We start from the raw sequence: 13651 nt of genomic DNA on the forward strand, positions 1-13651 counted from the left end.
TCCTCAGTAAAGTGCTTTGTCGTTATCACGAATAAACTGCTCATTTAGGCGACCGCGCATGACCCAATAACTCCAGGCGGTATAGAGCAATATCAACGGCACGAAGATACACACCACCACAAACATGATCTTGAGCGTCAACTCACTCGCCGTGGCATCCCACATGGTGAGGCTATGATTAGGGTTGAGTGTCGACGGCATCACGAAAGGGAACATCGTCACACCCGTGGTGACCACCACCATGGCCATGGCAACCGCCGAACTGGTAAATGCCAGCGCATGGCGCCCCAGCTTCATGGTCAACGAGCAGAGTACAAAACCCAGCACCCCTACTATCGGTAGTAGCCATAAAAGCGGGAAGCGGCTGTAATTGGTCATCCAACCGCCAACACTGACCGTGACGATTTTGCCAGTGGTATCGTTGTAGCCCTGGGTGTCGATCACGCTGGCCACCTGATAGCCATCAACGCCCCATAGCAGCCAGACCCCACCCAGCACGAACAGTACCGCGCACACCAATGCGGTGAGGCTGCCGATGGCCGCACTACGGCGGCGCAATTCGCCCTCGGTTTTAAGCTGCAACCAAGCGGCGCCGTGGGTGACAAACATCAGCAGGCTCAACAGCCCGGCCAACAGCGCAAACGGATTCAATAGCCCCAGTAAGCCGCCCTGATACTCCAAACGCAGATAGTCATCGAACTGGAAGGGAACGCCCTGGAGAAGATTGCCAAAGGCGACACCAAAGATCAGCGCAGGAACGGCGGAGCCGATCGTCAGCCCCCAGTCCCAGCGACTGCGCCAGGTGGGGTTGTCCAACTTGGAGCGGTAATCAAACGCTAAGGGGCGCAGAAAAAGGGCGAACAGCGTCAACATCAAGGCGAAATAGAAGCCGTTGAAAGCGGTTGCGTAAACCGGCGGCCAAGCAGCGAACAGTGCGCCCCCGGCGGTCACCAGCCAGACCTGATTGCCGTCCCAGTGAGGCGCCATGGAGTTGATCATCACCCGACGTTCAAGATCGTTGCGGCCAACGACCTTAAGCAAGGTGGCAACGCCCATATCAAATCCATCGGTGACCGCGAAGCCGATCAACAGCACGCCGATCAGCACCCACCAGACAAACCTAAGTGTTTCGTAGTCCATCATCATGCCTCCCGTGGCGGGGTGGAAATTAGGTAGCCGGAATCGGCTTCATCATCCAGATAACCGCTACCGGAAGGCCCCTTGCGGGCAAAGTGCTGCATCAACCACATTTCGATGATGACGAAGGTGGTGTAAAGGATGCCGATGGCAATCAGGGTAGTGAGCACCTGCTCAGCAGTCAGACTGGAAATAGCCAGGTGCACCGGGAGGATCTCGCCGATGGCCCACGGCTGACGGCCGTACTCGGCCACGAACCAGCCCGCTTCACAGGCGATCCAGGGTAGCGGCAGGCTGAACAGCGCAAAGCGCAGTAACCAAGGGGACTTCTCAGGCTGACGGCGCACGCTATGCCAGAGGGCCAGGGCAAACAGCAGCAGCATGCTAAAGCCAGCGGCTACCATGGCCCGAAAAGACCAGAACAGCGGCCAAACCTTGGGAATCGACGCCTCTACGGCCTGGTTAATCTCGGCGGCCGTCGCATTGGCCACATCGTCGCTATAAGCGCTAAGCAGCAGCCCATAGCCGAGATCGCTGCGCACCTCCTCGAACCGGGCCTGATCCCCTTCGCGCTCTTCACCGCTGCGCAGGCGCTGCATAAGGGCATAGGCTTCCTGGCCGTTGACGATGCGTTCGCGGTGCTCCGCCTTAAGCTCGCGTATCCCCATCACTTCGGTATCCAGCGAGCGCGTAGCGATCAAGCCCATCACGCCAGGTATCTTGATGGCTAGGTCGGTGCGCTGTTCAGCCTCGTTGGGCAGCCCAAACAGGGTAAAGGCGGCCGGAGCGGGATGGGTTTGCCATTCGGCCTCGATGGCGGCCAGTTTGACCTTTTGGACGTCTCCCAGCTCATAACCAGACTCGTCGCCCAGAACAATCACCGACAGTACACTGGCCAAGCCAAAGGCCGACGCAATCGTGAAGCTGCGCCGGGCAAAGGCGATCTCGCGACCCTTGAGCAGGTACCAGCTTGAAATCGCCAGCACGAAAACCGCGCCGGTGACGTAGCCCGCCGACACGGTATGCACGAATTTGACTTGGGCAACGGGGTTGAGCAGCACTTCAGCAAAGCTGGTCAACTCCATACGCATGGTGGCAAGGTTGAGCTCTGACCCCACGGGATGCTGCATCCAGCCATTGGCCACCAGAATCCACAGGGCCGACATATTGGTCGCCAGCGCCATCAACCAGGTAACCGCCAGATGTTTCTCTTTTGACAGGCGATCCCAGCCGAAAAAGAACAGCCCGACCAGGGTCGACTCAAGGAAGAACGCCATCAAGGCTTCTATCGCCAGCGGCGCGCCGAAGATATCGCCGACATAATGAGAGTAGTACGACCAGTTGGTGCCGAACTGAAACTCCATAGCGATGCCGGTGGTTACCCCCAACGCAAAGTTAATACCGAACAGCTTGCCCCAGAACTTGGTCATCTGACGATAAATGGTCTTACCGGTCATCACATAGACCGTCTCCATAATCGCCAGCAGTATCGATAGCCCTAGCGTTAAAGGTACAAACAGGAAATGCACCATCGCCGTAAAGGCGAACTGCAACCTGGATAATTCAACAATGTCCATGAGTGACTCCCGATGGATAGCTTAAACACACCCCTCGCCCCACCGGGAAACCACTGACTGGCGCTCACCCAGGCAAAGCGATGGGTATAAGGTTATGCCTCCACCCGAGTCAAAAATTTGATCCTGGTCAATTCCTTATCTATGCATGTTGCGGTTGCGACAAAATGCCCTTATCACCTGGCTAGTGCGCCTCATCCCAATTGGCGCCGCTCTCCGCCTCTACTATTAGCGGCACTTTTAGCGCTGCCGCACCCTGCATGCGTTTTTGCACCTGCTCGATAAACGCATCAACTTGCTTCTCGGCCACTTCAAATACCAGCTCATCGTGCACCTGCATGACCATCAGCGCGTCGAACTCACCTTCTGCCAGCCATGCATCCACATCGATCATCGCCTGCTTGATGATATCCGCCGCGGTGCCCTGCATCGGTGCGTTAATGGCGGTGCGTTCGGCGCCTTGACGGCGGTTGCGGTTTTGCGACTGAATTTCCGGCAGGTATAGCCGCCGACCCAGCACGGTTTCGACAAAGCCATCTTCCCCCGCCTGGGAACGGATGCGCTCCATATAGCGAGCCACGCCGGGGTAGCGGTCGAAGTAGCGGTCGATGTAGGTCTGCGCCTGATTGCGCTCGATATGCAGCTGGCGCGACAGCCCCCAGGCGCTCATGCCGTAGATCAAGCCGAAGTTAATCGCTTTGGCACTGCGCCGCTGGTCGCCCGACACCTTATCAAGGGAGGTGCCAAACACTTCCGCCGCGGTAGCAGTATGGATATCACGCCCCTCGGCAAAGGCTTCCAGCAGGCCTTTGTCCTCGGAAAGGTGCGCCATAATACGCAGCTCGATCTGCGAGTAGTCCGCGGCAACAATGCGATAACCGGGGCGGGCGATAAATGCCTGACGAATTTTGCGCCCCTCTTCGGTACGAATGGGGATATTCTGCAAGTTCGGGTCCGACGACGACAGCCGGCCGGTGGCGGTGACCGCCTGGTGGTAGCTGGTGTGCACCCGGCCAGTGGCTTTATTGAGCAAACGCGGTAGCTTATCGGTGTAGGTGGACTTAAGCTTGGCCAGCCCCCGGTGCTGCATAATCACCTTGGGCAGTGGGTAATCCAGCGCCAGCTCTTCCAGCACACCTTCCGCGGTAGAGGGTGCGCCTTTAGGGGTTTTCTTGAGTACCGGGATTTTCTGCTCTTCAAACAGAATCTGCCCTAACTGCTTGGGTGAGCCGAGATTAAATTCGCGCCCGGCCAGCTCAAACGCTTCGCGCTCTAGCTCGCCAATACGCTTTTCTAACTGCTGGCTCTGCTTGTGCAGTAGGTCAGCATCCACCGCCACCCCATTACGCTCAATGCGCGAGAGCACTTTGATCAGCGGCAGTTCGATATTATCCAGCACTTCTGCCAAGCGCCCCTCGTTTTCGACCTGTGGGCGTAGCGTTTGCTGCAGCCGTAGGGTGATATCGACATCTTCGCAGGCGTAAGGCGCCGCCTGCTCCAGGGCAATCTGGTTAAAGGTGAGCTGCTTGGCGCCCTTACCGGCAATCTCTTCAAAGGAGATGGTCTTTTCGCCCAAATACTTCAGCGCCAGCGAGTCCATATCGTGGCGGGTAGCCGTGGAGTTGAGCACGTACGACGCCAACATGGTGTCGGCAAACGGGCCCGCCACTGAGATGGCGTAGTTGGCCAGCACCGAAATATCGTACTTGAGGTTCTGGCCAATCTTGGTTTTGGTCGGGTCTTCCAGCAGCGGCTTTAGCGCCGCCAGCACCGTTTTGCGGTCAAGCTGCTGGGGGGCATCCAGATAGTCGTGGGCCAGCGGAATATAGGCCGCCTCCCCCGCTTCCAGCGACAAGCCGACGCCGACGATTTCTGCATCCATATAGTTGAGGCTGGTGGTTTCCAAATCAAAACAGAAGCGCTCGGCGTTTTGTAGCCTATCCAGCCAGCGCTCAAAGTCTGCCTGTTCGAGGATGACATAATCTTCACGGGCACTCCCATTGGCAGATGCCTCCGTACCCTCGGGCTCGCTATCGTCAGCGCTGGCAGGGGCAGGCTCGCCGCCTTTCACATCATCCACGCCTTCATCTTTGCCTTCCAGCAACTCACCTAGCCACTGACGGAACTCCATCTCTTTATACAGCGTGACCAGCGCTTCACGGTCCGGGTGGGCAATATCCAAATCATCCAAGCCCACCGGCAAATCGCAATCGACCTTGATGGTCGCTAACTGATACGAAAGGAAGGCCTGATCGCGATGCTCTTCAAGTTTCTTGGGCAGCGTTTTTGCGCCCCGAAAAGTAAGCGTTTTGACCCGTTCTAAATCGCTATAAATGGTCTCCAGGCCGCCGCCCATGCCTTGCAGTAGACCAATCGCAGTCTTTTCACCCACGCCGGGCACGCCAGGAATGTTATCGACCTTGTCACCCATCAGGGCGAGAAAATCGATAATCAGCGCAGGGGGCAGGCCGAACTTATCCTCCACGCCCCCCTCGTCCAGGGTTTCATCCTTCATGGTGTTGACCAGCGTGATATGGGCATTGACCAGTTGCGCCATATCCTTGTCGCCGGTGGAAATGACCGCATCGCGCCCTGCTTCGGTGGCGTGGTGGGCCAGGGTGCCAATCACATCATCCGCCTCCACCCCTTCAATGCACAGCAGAGGCAGGCCCAATGCTTTCACACAGGCGTGCAGCGGCGCGATTTGGCTGCGCAGGTCATCGGGCATGGGTGGACGGTGGGCTTTGTAGTCGCTGTACATCTCATCGCGGAAGGTTTTGCCCGGCGCATCGAAAACCACCGCCATGGGGCTTTCGGGGTAATCCTTAATCAGCCGCTTGAGCATATTCAACACGCCCTTCACCGCGCCTGTCGGCTGACCACTGGAAGTCGTTAGCGGCGGTAGCGCATGAAAGGCACGGTAAAGATAGGAGGAGCCATCGACGAGGACGATCGGAGCGCGAGCCATAACCAAGTTCCTAAAGTGAGTCGTAAAAAAATAAGTGCTAAAAAGAGTTACTCACATGATACCCGCTGCGCAGGCGGCCTGCAGAGTCAAACTCTATTCTGTTATCACAACAACGCTGCCAACTCAGCGACCAAGCCGCTACAATAATGGGCTTAGCAACCTGGGCGAGACTCTCATGGCTGTATTTACCCCGCTTAGCGACGCACAGGTCGCCGCGTTTTTAGAAAAATTTGATGTTGGCAGTTTCGTTTCCCTACAGGGGGTGGCGAGCGGCACCGAAAACTCGACGTTCTTTGTCACCACCGACCACCGCGAGCTGGTGTTAACCCTGTTCGAACAGGGCGAGCACGAAGAGCTGCCGTTCTTCGTTGAACTGCTCGACTATTTGGACGAGCACCGCCTGCCAGTGCCTGGCACCATTCACGACCGTGAAGGTATCGCGCTGCATAGCCTGGAGGGCAAACCGGCGCTGCTCTACCCGCGCTTGCCTGGACGCCATCCCGAGGCGCCTAATTTAGCCCAGTGCCACGCCCTGGGCGACACCTTGGGCCGCCTGCACGTGGTGTCAAAGCGCTTTCCTGGCCACCGCCCTAACCCACGGGATCTAAACTGGTTGCAGGTTATGCACCATAAGGTGCTGAGCTATATCAGCCCCGCGGATCAAATGTTGATGAAGGATGAGGTCGACGATTTCGAAAGTGCCTTCAGCCAACACGGTGAGCTGCCCCAGGGCGCTCTGCATGGTGATCTGTTCCGCGACAACACCCTGTTCGAGGGGGATCAGCTTGGCGGCATTATCGACTTTTATAATGGCTGCACCGGCGACCTGCTGTTTGATGTGGCAATCGTGATCAACGACTGGGCCTCTAACGAAGATGGCACGCTCAATCCCGAGCGCTACGAGACGCTACTGCGCGCCTATCAGGCACGTCGCCCATTAACCACCGCTGAGCGTGAGCTGTGGCCGACCATGCTGCGCATGACGGCGCTGCGCTACTGGCTGTCGCGTCTACTGGTGGTCTATGTTGATCCACCGGCCCACGATTTGACCCCCCACGACCCTGACCGTTTTCGTACTATTTTAACCGCGCGCATTGCCCATGGTGCACTGCCGCTGCCTGAGGTGTCTGCATGAGTGTGATGGCAACGACTAGCCCTGCCCTGCGCGCACGGCGTACCTGGAATATTGATCAGTGGGGCAGCGGCTACTTCGACGTGGATGACCACGGTCAGGCCCTGGTGCGCCCGCTGGGTAGCGATGCGGAAGGCCCAGCGCTACCGCTTAGCGGCCTGGTGCGCCAACTGCAAGCAGCCGGGCTGCGCCTGCCGGTGCTGGTGCGCTTTAGCGATATTCTTCACGACCGGGTGGAGCAGCTGTGCGGCGCTTTTGATGCCGCGATGAGCGACTGTGACTACCAGGGCGGCTACACCGCGGTTTACCCGATTAAAGTCAATCAGCAGCGCCGAGTGGTCGAAGAAATTCTGGCGACCGCCGAGCGCGGCAGTGGTCGCGTAGGACTGGAAGCGGGCAGCAAGCCAGAACTGCTGGCGGTGTTAGCGCTTTCCGACGGTGGCTCATCGCTGATTGTGTGTAACGGCTACAAAGACCGCGAATACGTGCGACTGGCGCTGCTGGGTGAAAAGCTCGGCCATAAGGTCTACTTGGTGGTCGAAAAGCTCTCCGAGCTGCAGCTGATTTTGGAAGAGGCCCGCGAGCTGGAGGTCACGCCCCGCATAGGCCTGCGCGCCCGCTTGGCCTCGGTGGGTAAAGGCAAATGGCAGAATACCGGCGGCGAAAAATCCAAGTTCGGGCTCACCGCCAGCCAGATTCTAGAGGTGGTAGACACCCTACGTCGCGAAGATGCGCTGGAAAGCCTGCAGCTAGTGCACTTCCACCTGGGCTCCCAGATCGCCAATATTCGCGACATTCAGCGCGGCCTACGCGAGTGCGCGCGCTTCTACCAGAACCTGATGCAGTTGGGCGCGCCCATTGATACCGTGGATGTAGGCGGCGGCCTGGGTATCGACTACGAAGGCACTCGCTCACGCAGTTTCTGCTCCGCGAATTATTCGATGCGTGAATACGCGCGCAACGTAGTCAGCGCCTTTGCCCAGCTCTGCCAAGAGGCGAGCCTGCCGCAGCCTCATCTCATCAGCGAATCAGGCCGTGCGCTGACCGCCCACCATGCGGTACTGATTACCAACGTGATTGGCGAAGAGCGTATTGATGACACCCCGCCAGAACGGCATGCGCTAGCAGGGAACCGAGAAGAGCACCAAGAAGATGCCCAAGTAGAGCTGCTATGGCGGGTGTTCGAGCAACTCGCCACCGCTCAAGAGCCGCGCATGCTGGTAGAAGCCTGGCACGACCTGCTGCAAGCGGTGAGTGAGTTACAGGAGCGCTTCGTGATGGGGTTGAGTGATATTACCGCCCGGGCCGAAGGCGAGCGGGTCTATATGGCTGCCTGCGCGCGGTTGCGTACTCAGCTTGATACCCGCAACCGTGCCCATCGCGAAATTATGGATGAACTCGCTGAGAAGCTCGCCGATAAACTGTTCGTCAATTTTTCCCTATTTCAATCGGTGCCTGACGTTTGGGGCATCGAACAGATTTTCCCGGTGCTGCCCCTTAGCGGGCTCGATCAAGCCCCCACCCGGCGGGCGGTGATTCAGGATATCACCTGCGACTCCGACGGCCGCATCGACAGCTACGTCGACGGCCAGGGGGTGGAGAGCACCCTACCGCTACCCGAGTGGGCTTCCGATGACGAGCGCTGGTTAGGCTTCTTCCTGGTGGGCGCCTATCAAGAGATCCTAGGCGATTTGCATAACCTGTTCGGCGACACTGACTCCGTTGACGCCGCACTCAATGCAGACGGCGAGTGGACTCTTTCAAACCCGCTCGCGGGGGACTCAGTGGCCCAAGTACTTGCCTACGTTAACTTCAATGCCAATGTGCTCAAGCAGAAACTCACCGACCAACTAGCCGCAAGCGGCTTTACGGCGGATGAGCAGGCCCGCTTTGCGGCCAGCTTAAGCGAAGGACTCGAAGGTTATACCTATCTTGAATGACTTATATTGACTAACTTTTTTGAATAGCCTGTCGTAAACAGCCCACAAAGAAACGCCACCCGTGGTTAACGGGTGGCGTTTCTATTGAGCTTAACGGTAGCGAATGCTTGTGGCGGGCTATCGGCTTCACTTCTTGCGCGTCAATGGGTTAGTTACTCGACGACGCTGGTCTCAATTTCTAAACCACCCGTCAAGGTTAAGCGCAATGATGAACCGCGAACCAGCTCCCCAACGCCAGAAGGCGTGCCGGTTAGGATCACATCACCCGGCTCCAGGGTGAAGTGGCGGCTCATCTCAGCTACCAGCGTGGGGACAGCAAAGATCATATCGGAACCTTCACCGTGCTGACGCTCTTCCCCATCAATCTCAAGGGTGAAAGCCAGCGCATTCCAGTTGGGCACACGGCTTAGCGGCAGAAACGACGAAAGCGGGCAAGCGCCATCAAAGGCTTTGGCGATTTCCCAAGGGTGCCCCTTCTCTTTTAGCTTCGTCTGTACATCACGCAGGGTTAAATCCATCGCCAACCCAATACCGACAATCGCACGCTCGGCTTCATCCAGGGTGGCATGGGTTAAGGTTTCACCCACTAATAGCGCAAGCTCGACTTCATAATGCACGTCGCCGCGTGAAAACGGCGGGTCCAACGGCTTGGTTAGATCCACAACGCTGGTCGACGGCTTAATGAACAGCAGCGGTTCAGTGGGAACCGGATTATCCAGCTCTTTCGCATGGTCGGCATAATTACGGCCGATGCAGACAACCTTGCCCAGCGGGTGGGGAAACTCCTGGCCATCGGTAAACTGTGGAACAAAACGCATGGCGGGTATTCTCCTTCTCATTATGCGTGCCGCATTCGCAACGACAGGCGCAACAGTTTACCCCACCTAGACGAAGGTTCCACACCCTTCGGCCATGAATTTGTTTCCCCACTGCGGGTTAGCGATATTGCTCCCCCGGTTGATCAGGGCTATGGGCCAAGAAATCTGGCCGTTGATTAGCTGCCGCATAAGGCGCTTGGCAACGATTATCCTGACGGTTAAATACGAAAAACACGTTGCTACGCGGGTCGGGCGAAAGGTTGGCGTTCGAGGCATGCAGCGTATTGCAATCGAACAGCAGCAAACCGCCCGCCTTGCCTTTGGGTGCTTCAATACCGTGTTCCGCCACTAGCTCGGCCAGCGCCTCTGGACTGGGCACGCCCACTTCCTGCGCCTTCAACGAACTTTTGTGGTTATCCTCCGGCGTTTCACCTAGGCATGGCACAAACTTTTTGTGCGAGCCAGGAATCAACATTAACGGGCCATTGAACTCGTGGTTATCGGTTAAGATCAGCGATGCGCTAACCGCATGCATTGCGGGCATGCCGTCTTCTGCGTGCCACGTTTCAAAATCGGAGTGCCAGTTAAAGCCTTTACCGGCAAACCCAGGCTTGTAGTTAATCCGCGATTGATGCACATAAGGATCGCCGCCAATGACTTGACGGGCCGCGCCCGCTACGCGCTCATCGCTGGCCAGCTTGCCCAAGCGCTCAGAGAGGAAGTGCACCGCAAACAGCGAGCGGATCTCCTGACTCTCTGGCTCAGTGACGCTGAAATCCTGATTGAGATACTCATCGTTGCTCATCAGCACCTTCATTTCCTGACGCAGCTCCTCAAGCTCTGCGCCTTCAATAAGGTTAGGGATAAACAAAAACCCTTTACGCTCAAACTCATCGAGCTGCGCCTGGCTTAACGGGCCAGAAAGCTGGCGGCCCTTAACGACCGCATCTTGGCGCGGCAGCCAAGTGTTTGCAGGGGGTGTGGCTAAGCGCGACGGGTAGGCATCCTGTACCTGTGGGCGCTGAGCCTGTGTACCGTGAACGTTAGGCGTATCGGCCATTTCACTATATTGCTTATGGGCGGTTACAGCATTTAGCGGTGTGCTTTTGACTGTCATCTAATCCACTCCTTGTATGATTAGGTTTCAGATCGAACGATGTTGCAAATATTCATAACAATGCACGCTTCAATCGTCGTGCAGGGAGTAGCCTAGTCGACTAAAATTTCCTCGCAAGGCGTGATTTCCGGTTTGATAACGTAGGTTACGTGAAAAAAATTGAAGAGTGGCTTTTTGAGCAATAAGTCACCTAAAAAGCACGCTCGATGCCACAATATTTGCGGCTAATGGCTCTAACCTTTTTAGTTAACTGAATAAGGAATCAGGCTTTGAAAAGACGGCTAGCGCTTTATGGATTTATCGGTGCCCTATTAATAACCGCCGGGTGCTCTTCAGCAGCCATGGATAGCCAAGAGACAGCCCATCACCCTGATGAAACCTTGATCAACACCTACTGGAGGCTGGTAGCGCTTGATGGCGCGCCGGTCGTCGCCCTAGAGAATTTCCGTGAAGCGCATTTGGTTCTTCATCAAGAGGCTTCTCGCTTAGCCGGCGCTACCGGCTGCAATACCCTGATGGGCAGCTACCGTGTTAAAAATGAGCACATAGCGTTTGGTCAAATCGCCAGCACTAAAATGGCCTGTCCAACGGCCCAAATGAAAACTGAACGAGACTTTCTAACCGCGCTCAAGCAGGTAACAGCATGGAGCGTGAATGGCGCGACGCTTGTACTGTCGGGGGAGAATAATGAACCACTGGCGGCCTTCGAAGCGGTGCATCTTTATTAGCAATACGGTTAGGCAACGCTATCTTTAAGGTTTTAAAGCTTCGCTGGTTATCTAACGTATATACAGGCGCAGCAAGCTTTCTGAATAGCGTGTTATCCACAGCCCTGTCTAAATAGCAGGTGTGGATAAAGCCAATACTGAATAGGTATTTCAGATACGAAAAAGCCGCCCTTTCGGACGGCTTAATCTAATTCTCTAACGCTTAACTTTTAACCACTCTTTCAGTGGTGCCGACACCAGGAGTCGAACCCGGGACCTACTGATTACAAGTCAGTTGCTCTACCAACTGAGCTATGTCGGCGCTTCACGTTTTCTTGAGAACATGACTGCTTTGCTGTTGGGCTTCGCAATCAACAAGAAATTTTGTTGGCAATGGCTGGGGTACCAGGATTCGAACCTGGGAATGCCGCTACCAAAAAGCGGTGCCTTACCACTTGGCGATACCCCAGCAGTGTGGTGGCCAGAGACGGAATCGAACCGCCGACACGGGGATTTTCAATCCCCTGCTCTACCAACTGAGCTATCTGGCCGCTGCCAACGGTGCGTATTAAACTAAAAACGCCGCTTTTCGTCAACACCTTTGTGAAACTTTCTTGCGATACCGATGCTTAGAGGTCTTTTTTCCTGCGCCATCTCTGGCTCGGCTTTCTCTACACCCATGCCTAGAGCCACTGATTACAAGTCAGTTGCGCTATCCAATCACCCGCCCCTAGAACGATCCCGCTCTCTTCATGCACGCCATTCATGCCTGCGTAGGCGGCACATAGCCTTCGGCTTGGTCGGTCTCCTGGTTATCTAGGAAGCGTTGCATCTGCTCCATGAGGTACGCACGGGATTCAGGGTCGAGCATGTTGAGGTGTTTCTCATTGATCAGGCGGGTTTGCAGCGCCTGCCAGGCTTCCCAGGCGGGCTTGGAAACGGTGGCTTGAATCTCCTGGCCCTGTTTACCCGGCAAAGGAGGGAATGGTAGCGCCTCTAGCTCTTTTTGGTACTTGCGGCAAAAAACGGTATTGCTCATAACGTGCTCCTGGTTCTGCATCTTCATTCAATGATCTCATCCAACCTGCTTGAAAACGCTTATTAAGCGTGGCCGGGTGTTGGATTGAGGCTAAAGGGCGTTAGCTGGCTCAGCAGCACTTTAACCGGGGCGGCAAGGCCCAGCGCGGGCGGATGATTAACGTCGTACCATACGCCGCTTTCGCGAACACCGCCCAGCCTATCGCAGCTGACCGGCTGCGGGGTAATCTCCAGGCGAAAATGGCTGAAGGTGTGATAAAAACTAGGCGATGTAGTCTCCCGCTTTGGGTTAACAGCGTTGTCTTCAAGCCAGTCGTTGAGTTCACTGTGCTTGTCAAACTGCGGCAAGCTCCATAACCCGCCCCATAAGCCGCTAGGCGGGCGCTGTTCCAGCCATACCCGGCCCTCCTGGTCGCGCAGCATCAGCATAATCGTTTGCCGGGTGGGCAGCGCCTTTTTCGGTTTGGATTCTGGGTAACGCTTTGGCTCGCCTTGGGCGTAGGCCAAACAGACATCGTTAAACGGGCAGCTCAGGCAGTCCGGTTTGCTGCGTTTACATAGCGTGGCGCCAAAATCCATCATCGCCTGGGTGTAATCGGCCAGCCGCGCGGTGGGAGTGTAGTACTCCGCCAGCGCCCACAGCTTTCGCTCCACCGCAGGCTTGCCCGGCCAGCCTGAAAGCGCATGCAGGCGAGTGAGCGAGCGCTTTACATTGCCATCTAAAATAGCGGCCCGCTGCCCCGTGCTTTGCGCAATGATAGCGCCAGCGGTGGAGCGGCCAATGCCGGGCAGCGCCACTAAAGCGTCGATACTCTGTGTCGGTAGCTCACCACCGTGCTCCGCCAACGCAACCTGGGCAGCTTTATGCAAGTTGCGCGCGCGGGCGTAGTAACCAAGCCCTGTCCAGAGATGCAGCACTTCATCCTGCGGCGCCTTGGCGAGGCTTTCCAGGGTAGGAAAGCGCACCATAAAACGCTCAAAATAGCTGATAACGGTGGCAACCTGGGTCTGCTGCAGCATAATTTCCGACACCCATACGCGGTAGGCGCTGCGTGGCGACTGCCACGGTAAATCGTGGCGACCATAGCGGTCAAACCAGGCCAGTAGGCGCTGTTGGAATTCGCTTGCCGCCAGCCGCGGCGTGGGCATATCCGTCATGTGCGTTCCTTAAACAGCAAGCTTTCTAAAAGTAAGGTGGTGAACTAGTCACTATACAAAAG

10 protein-coding genes and 3 tRNA genes are annotated in these 13651 nt (G+C 56.4%); 3 read left to right on the forward strand and 10 right to left on the reverse strand.

Features of this window, described 5'->3' with window-relative positions:
* Positions 1-3 precede the first annotated feature (3 nt).
* From cydB to polA, 3 genes are all read right to left on the reverse strand, one after another.
* Positions 4-1146 (reverse strand): cytochrome d ubiquinol oxidase subunit II, encoded by a 1143-nt coding sequence (cydB, locus tag U738_RS22455; protein ID WP_081899179.1) that lies wholly within the window; start codon positions 1144-1146, stop codon positions 4-6.
* Entirely contained in the window at positions 1143-2714 is a 1572-nt protein-coding gene (locus U738_RS22460) for a cytochrome ubiquinol oxidase subunit I (protein ID WP_035585607.1), read from the reverse strand. Before U738_RS22460 ends, cydB begins: the two co-directional genes overlap by 4 nt.
* A 181-nt stretch (positions 2715-2895) precedes the next feature.
* Positions 2896-5679, reverse strand: a complete 2784-nt coding sequence (gene polA / locus U738_RS22465) for a DNA polymerase I (RefSeq protein ID WP_035585608.1) — start codon at positions 5677-5679, stop codon at positions 2896-2898.
* 175 nt (positions 5680-5854) lie between these two features.
* Between polA and U738_RS22470 the strand changes: the two genes are divergently transcribed.
* Both U738_RS22470 and speA read left to right on the forward strand, forming a co-directional pair.
* Positions 5855-6814, forward strand: a complete 960-nt coding sequence (locus U738_RS22470; RefSeq protein ID WP_035585764.1) for a homoserine kinase — start codon at positions 5855-5857, stop codon at positions 6812-6814.
* Complete coding sequence (gene speA / locus U738_RS22475; RefSeq protein ID WP_035585609.1) at positions 6811-8751, forward strand: biosynthetic arginine decarboxylase; 1941 nt, start codon at positions 6811-6813, stop codon at positions 8749-8751. The genes U738_RS22470 and speA overlap by 4 nt, the downstream gene beginning before the upstream one ends.
* A gap of 152 nt (positions 8752-8903) precedes the next feature.
* Here the strand turns inward: speA and U738_RS22480 are convergent, their stop codons facing one another.
* Both U738_RS22480 and thpD read right to left on the reverse strand, forming a co-directional pair.
* The gene (locus U738_RS22480) at positions 8904-9569 is read right to left on the reverse strand and encodes a fumarylacetoacetate hydrolase family protein (RefSeq protein WP_035585610.1); all 666 of its coding nucleotides are present in this window, start codon (positions 9567-9569) and stop codon (positions 8904-8906) included.
* 118 nt (positions 9570-9687) lie between these two features.
* A complete protein-coding gene (gene thpD, locus U738_RS22485) occupies positions 9688-10686 on the reverse strand; it encodes an ectoine hydroxylase (protein ID WP_035585611.1) in 999 nt (332 codons plus the stop codon).
* A 269-nt stretch (positions 10687-10955) separates the two neighbouring features.
* Here thpD and U738_RS22490 point away from each other — a divergent pair, with 269 nt between their 5' ends.
* Positions 10956-11414 (forward strand): META domain-containing protein, encoded by a 459-nt coding sequence (locus U738_RS22490; protein ID WP_050713126.1) that lies wholly within the window; start codon positions 10956-10958, stop codon positions 11412-11414.
* A 225-nt stretch (positions 11415-11639) separates the two neighbouring features.
* On the opposite strand, the gene U738_RS22495 is transcribed toward U738_RS22490, so the two are convergent.
* The 5 genes from U738_RS22495 to mutY form a co-directional block, all read right to left on the reverse strand.
* Positions 11640-11715, reverse strand: a tRNA-Thr gene (locus U738_RS22495).
* A 72-nt stretch (positions 11716-11787) separates the two neighbouring features.
* A tRNA-Gln gene (locus U738_RS22500) sits at positions 11788-11862 on the reverse strand.
* Positions 11863-11868: 6 nt separating this feature from the next.
* Positions 11869-11944: transfer RNA gene (locus tag U738_RS22505), tRNA-Phe, on the reverse strand.
* Between the two features lie 212 nt (positions 11945-12156).
* Positions 12157-12432 (reverse strand): oxidative damage protection protein, encoded by a 276-nt coding sequence (locus U738_RS22510; protein ID WP_035585612.1) that lies wholly within the window; start codon positions 12430-12432, stop codon positions 12157-12159.
* Between the two features lie 62 nt (positions 12433-12494).
* Positions 12495-13589 (reverse strand): A/G-specific adenine glycosylase, encoded by a 1095-nt coding sequence (gene mutY, locus U738_RS22515; protein WP_035585613.1) that lies wholly within the window; start codon positions 13587-13589, stop codon positions 12495-12497.
* Positions 13590-13651: the final 62 nt, after the last annotated feature.

The organism is Halomonas sp. TG39a (genome assembly GCF_000744395.1).
Classification (GTDB): domain Bacteria; phylum Pseudomonadota; class Gammaproteobacteria; order Pseudomonadales; family Halomonadaceae; genus Vreelandella; species Vreelandella ventosae_B.

Bases quoted from the DNA above. Each gene is read 5' to 3' on its own strand.
- cydB (WP_081899179.1), bottom strand. From the start codon at position 1,146: ATGATGATGGACTACGAAACACTTAGGTTTGTCTGGTGGGTGCTGATC.
- U738_RS22460 (WP_035585607.1), bottom strand. From the start codon at position 2,714: ATGGACATTGTTGAATTATCCAGGTTGCAGTTCGCCTTTACGGCGATG.
- polA (WP_035585608.1), bottom strand. From the start codon at position 5,679: ATGGCTCGCGCTCCGATCGTCCTCGTCGATGGCTCCTCCTATCTTTAC.
- U738_RS22470 (WP_035585764.1), top strand. From the start codon at position 5,855: ATGGCTGTATTTACCCCGCTTAGCGACGCACAGGTCGCCGCGTTTTTA.
- speA (WP_035585609.1), top strand. From the start codon at position 6,811: ATGAGTGTGATGGCAACGACTAGCCCTGCCCTGCGCGCACGGCGTACC.
- U738_RS22480 (WP_035585610.1), bottom strand. From the start codon at position 9,569: ATGCGTTTTGTTCCACAGTTTACCGATGGCCAGGAGTTTCCCCACCCG.
- thpD (WP_035585611.1), bottom strand. From the start codon at position 10,686: ATGACAGTCAAAAGCACACCGCTAAATGCTGTAACCGCCCATAAGCAA.
- U738_RS22510 (WP_035585612.1), bottom strand. From the start codon at position 12,432: ATGAGCAATACCGTTTTTTGCCGCAAGTACCAAAAAGAGCTAGAGGCG.
- mutY (WP_035585613.1), bottom strand. From the start codon at position 13,589: ATGACGGATATGCCCACGCCGCGGCTGGCGGCAAGCGAATTCCAACAG.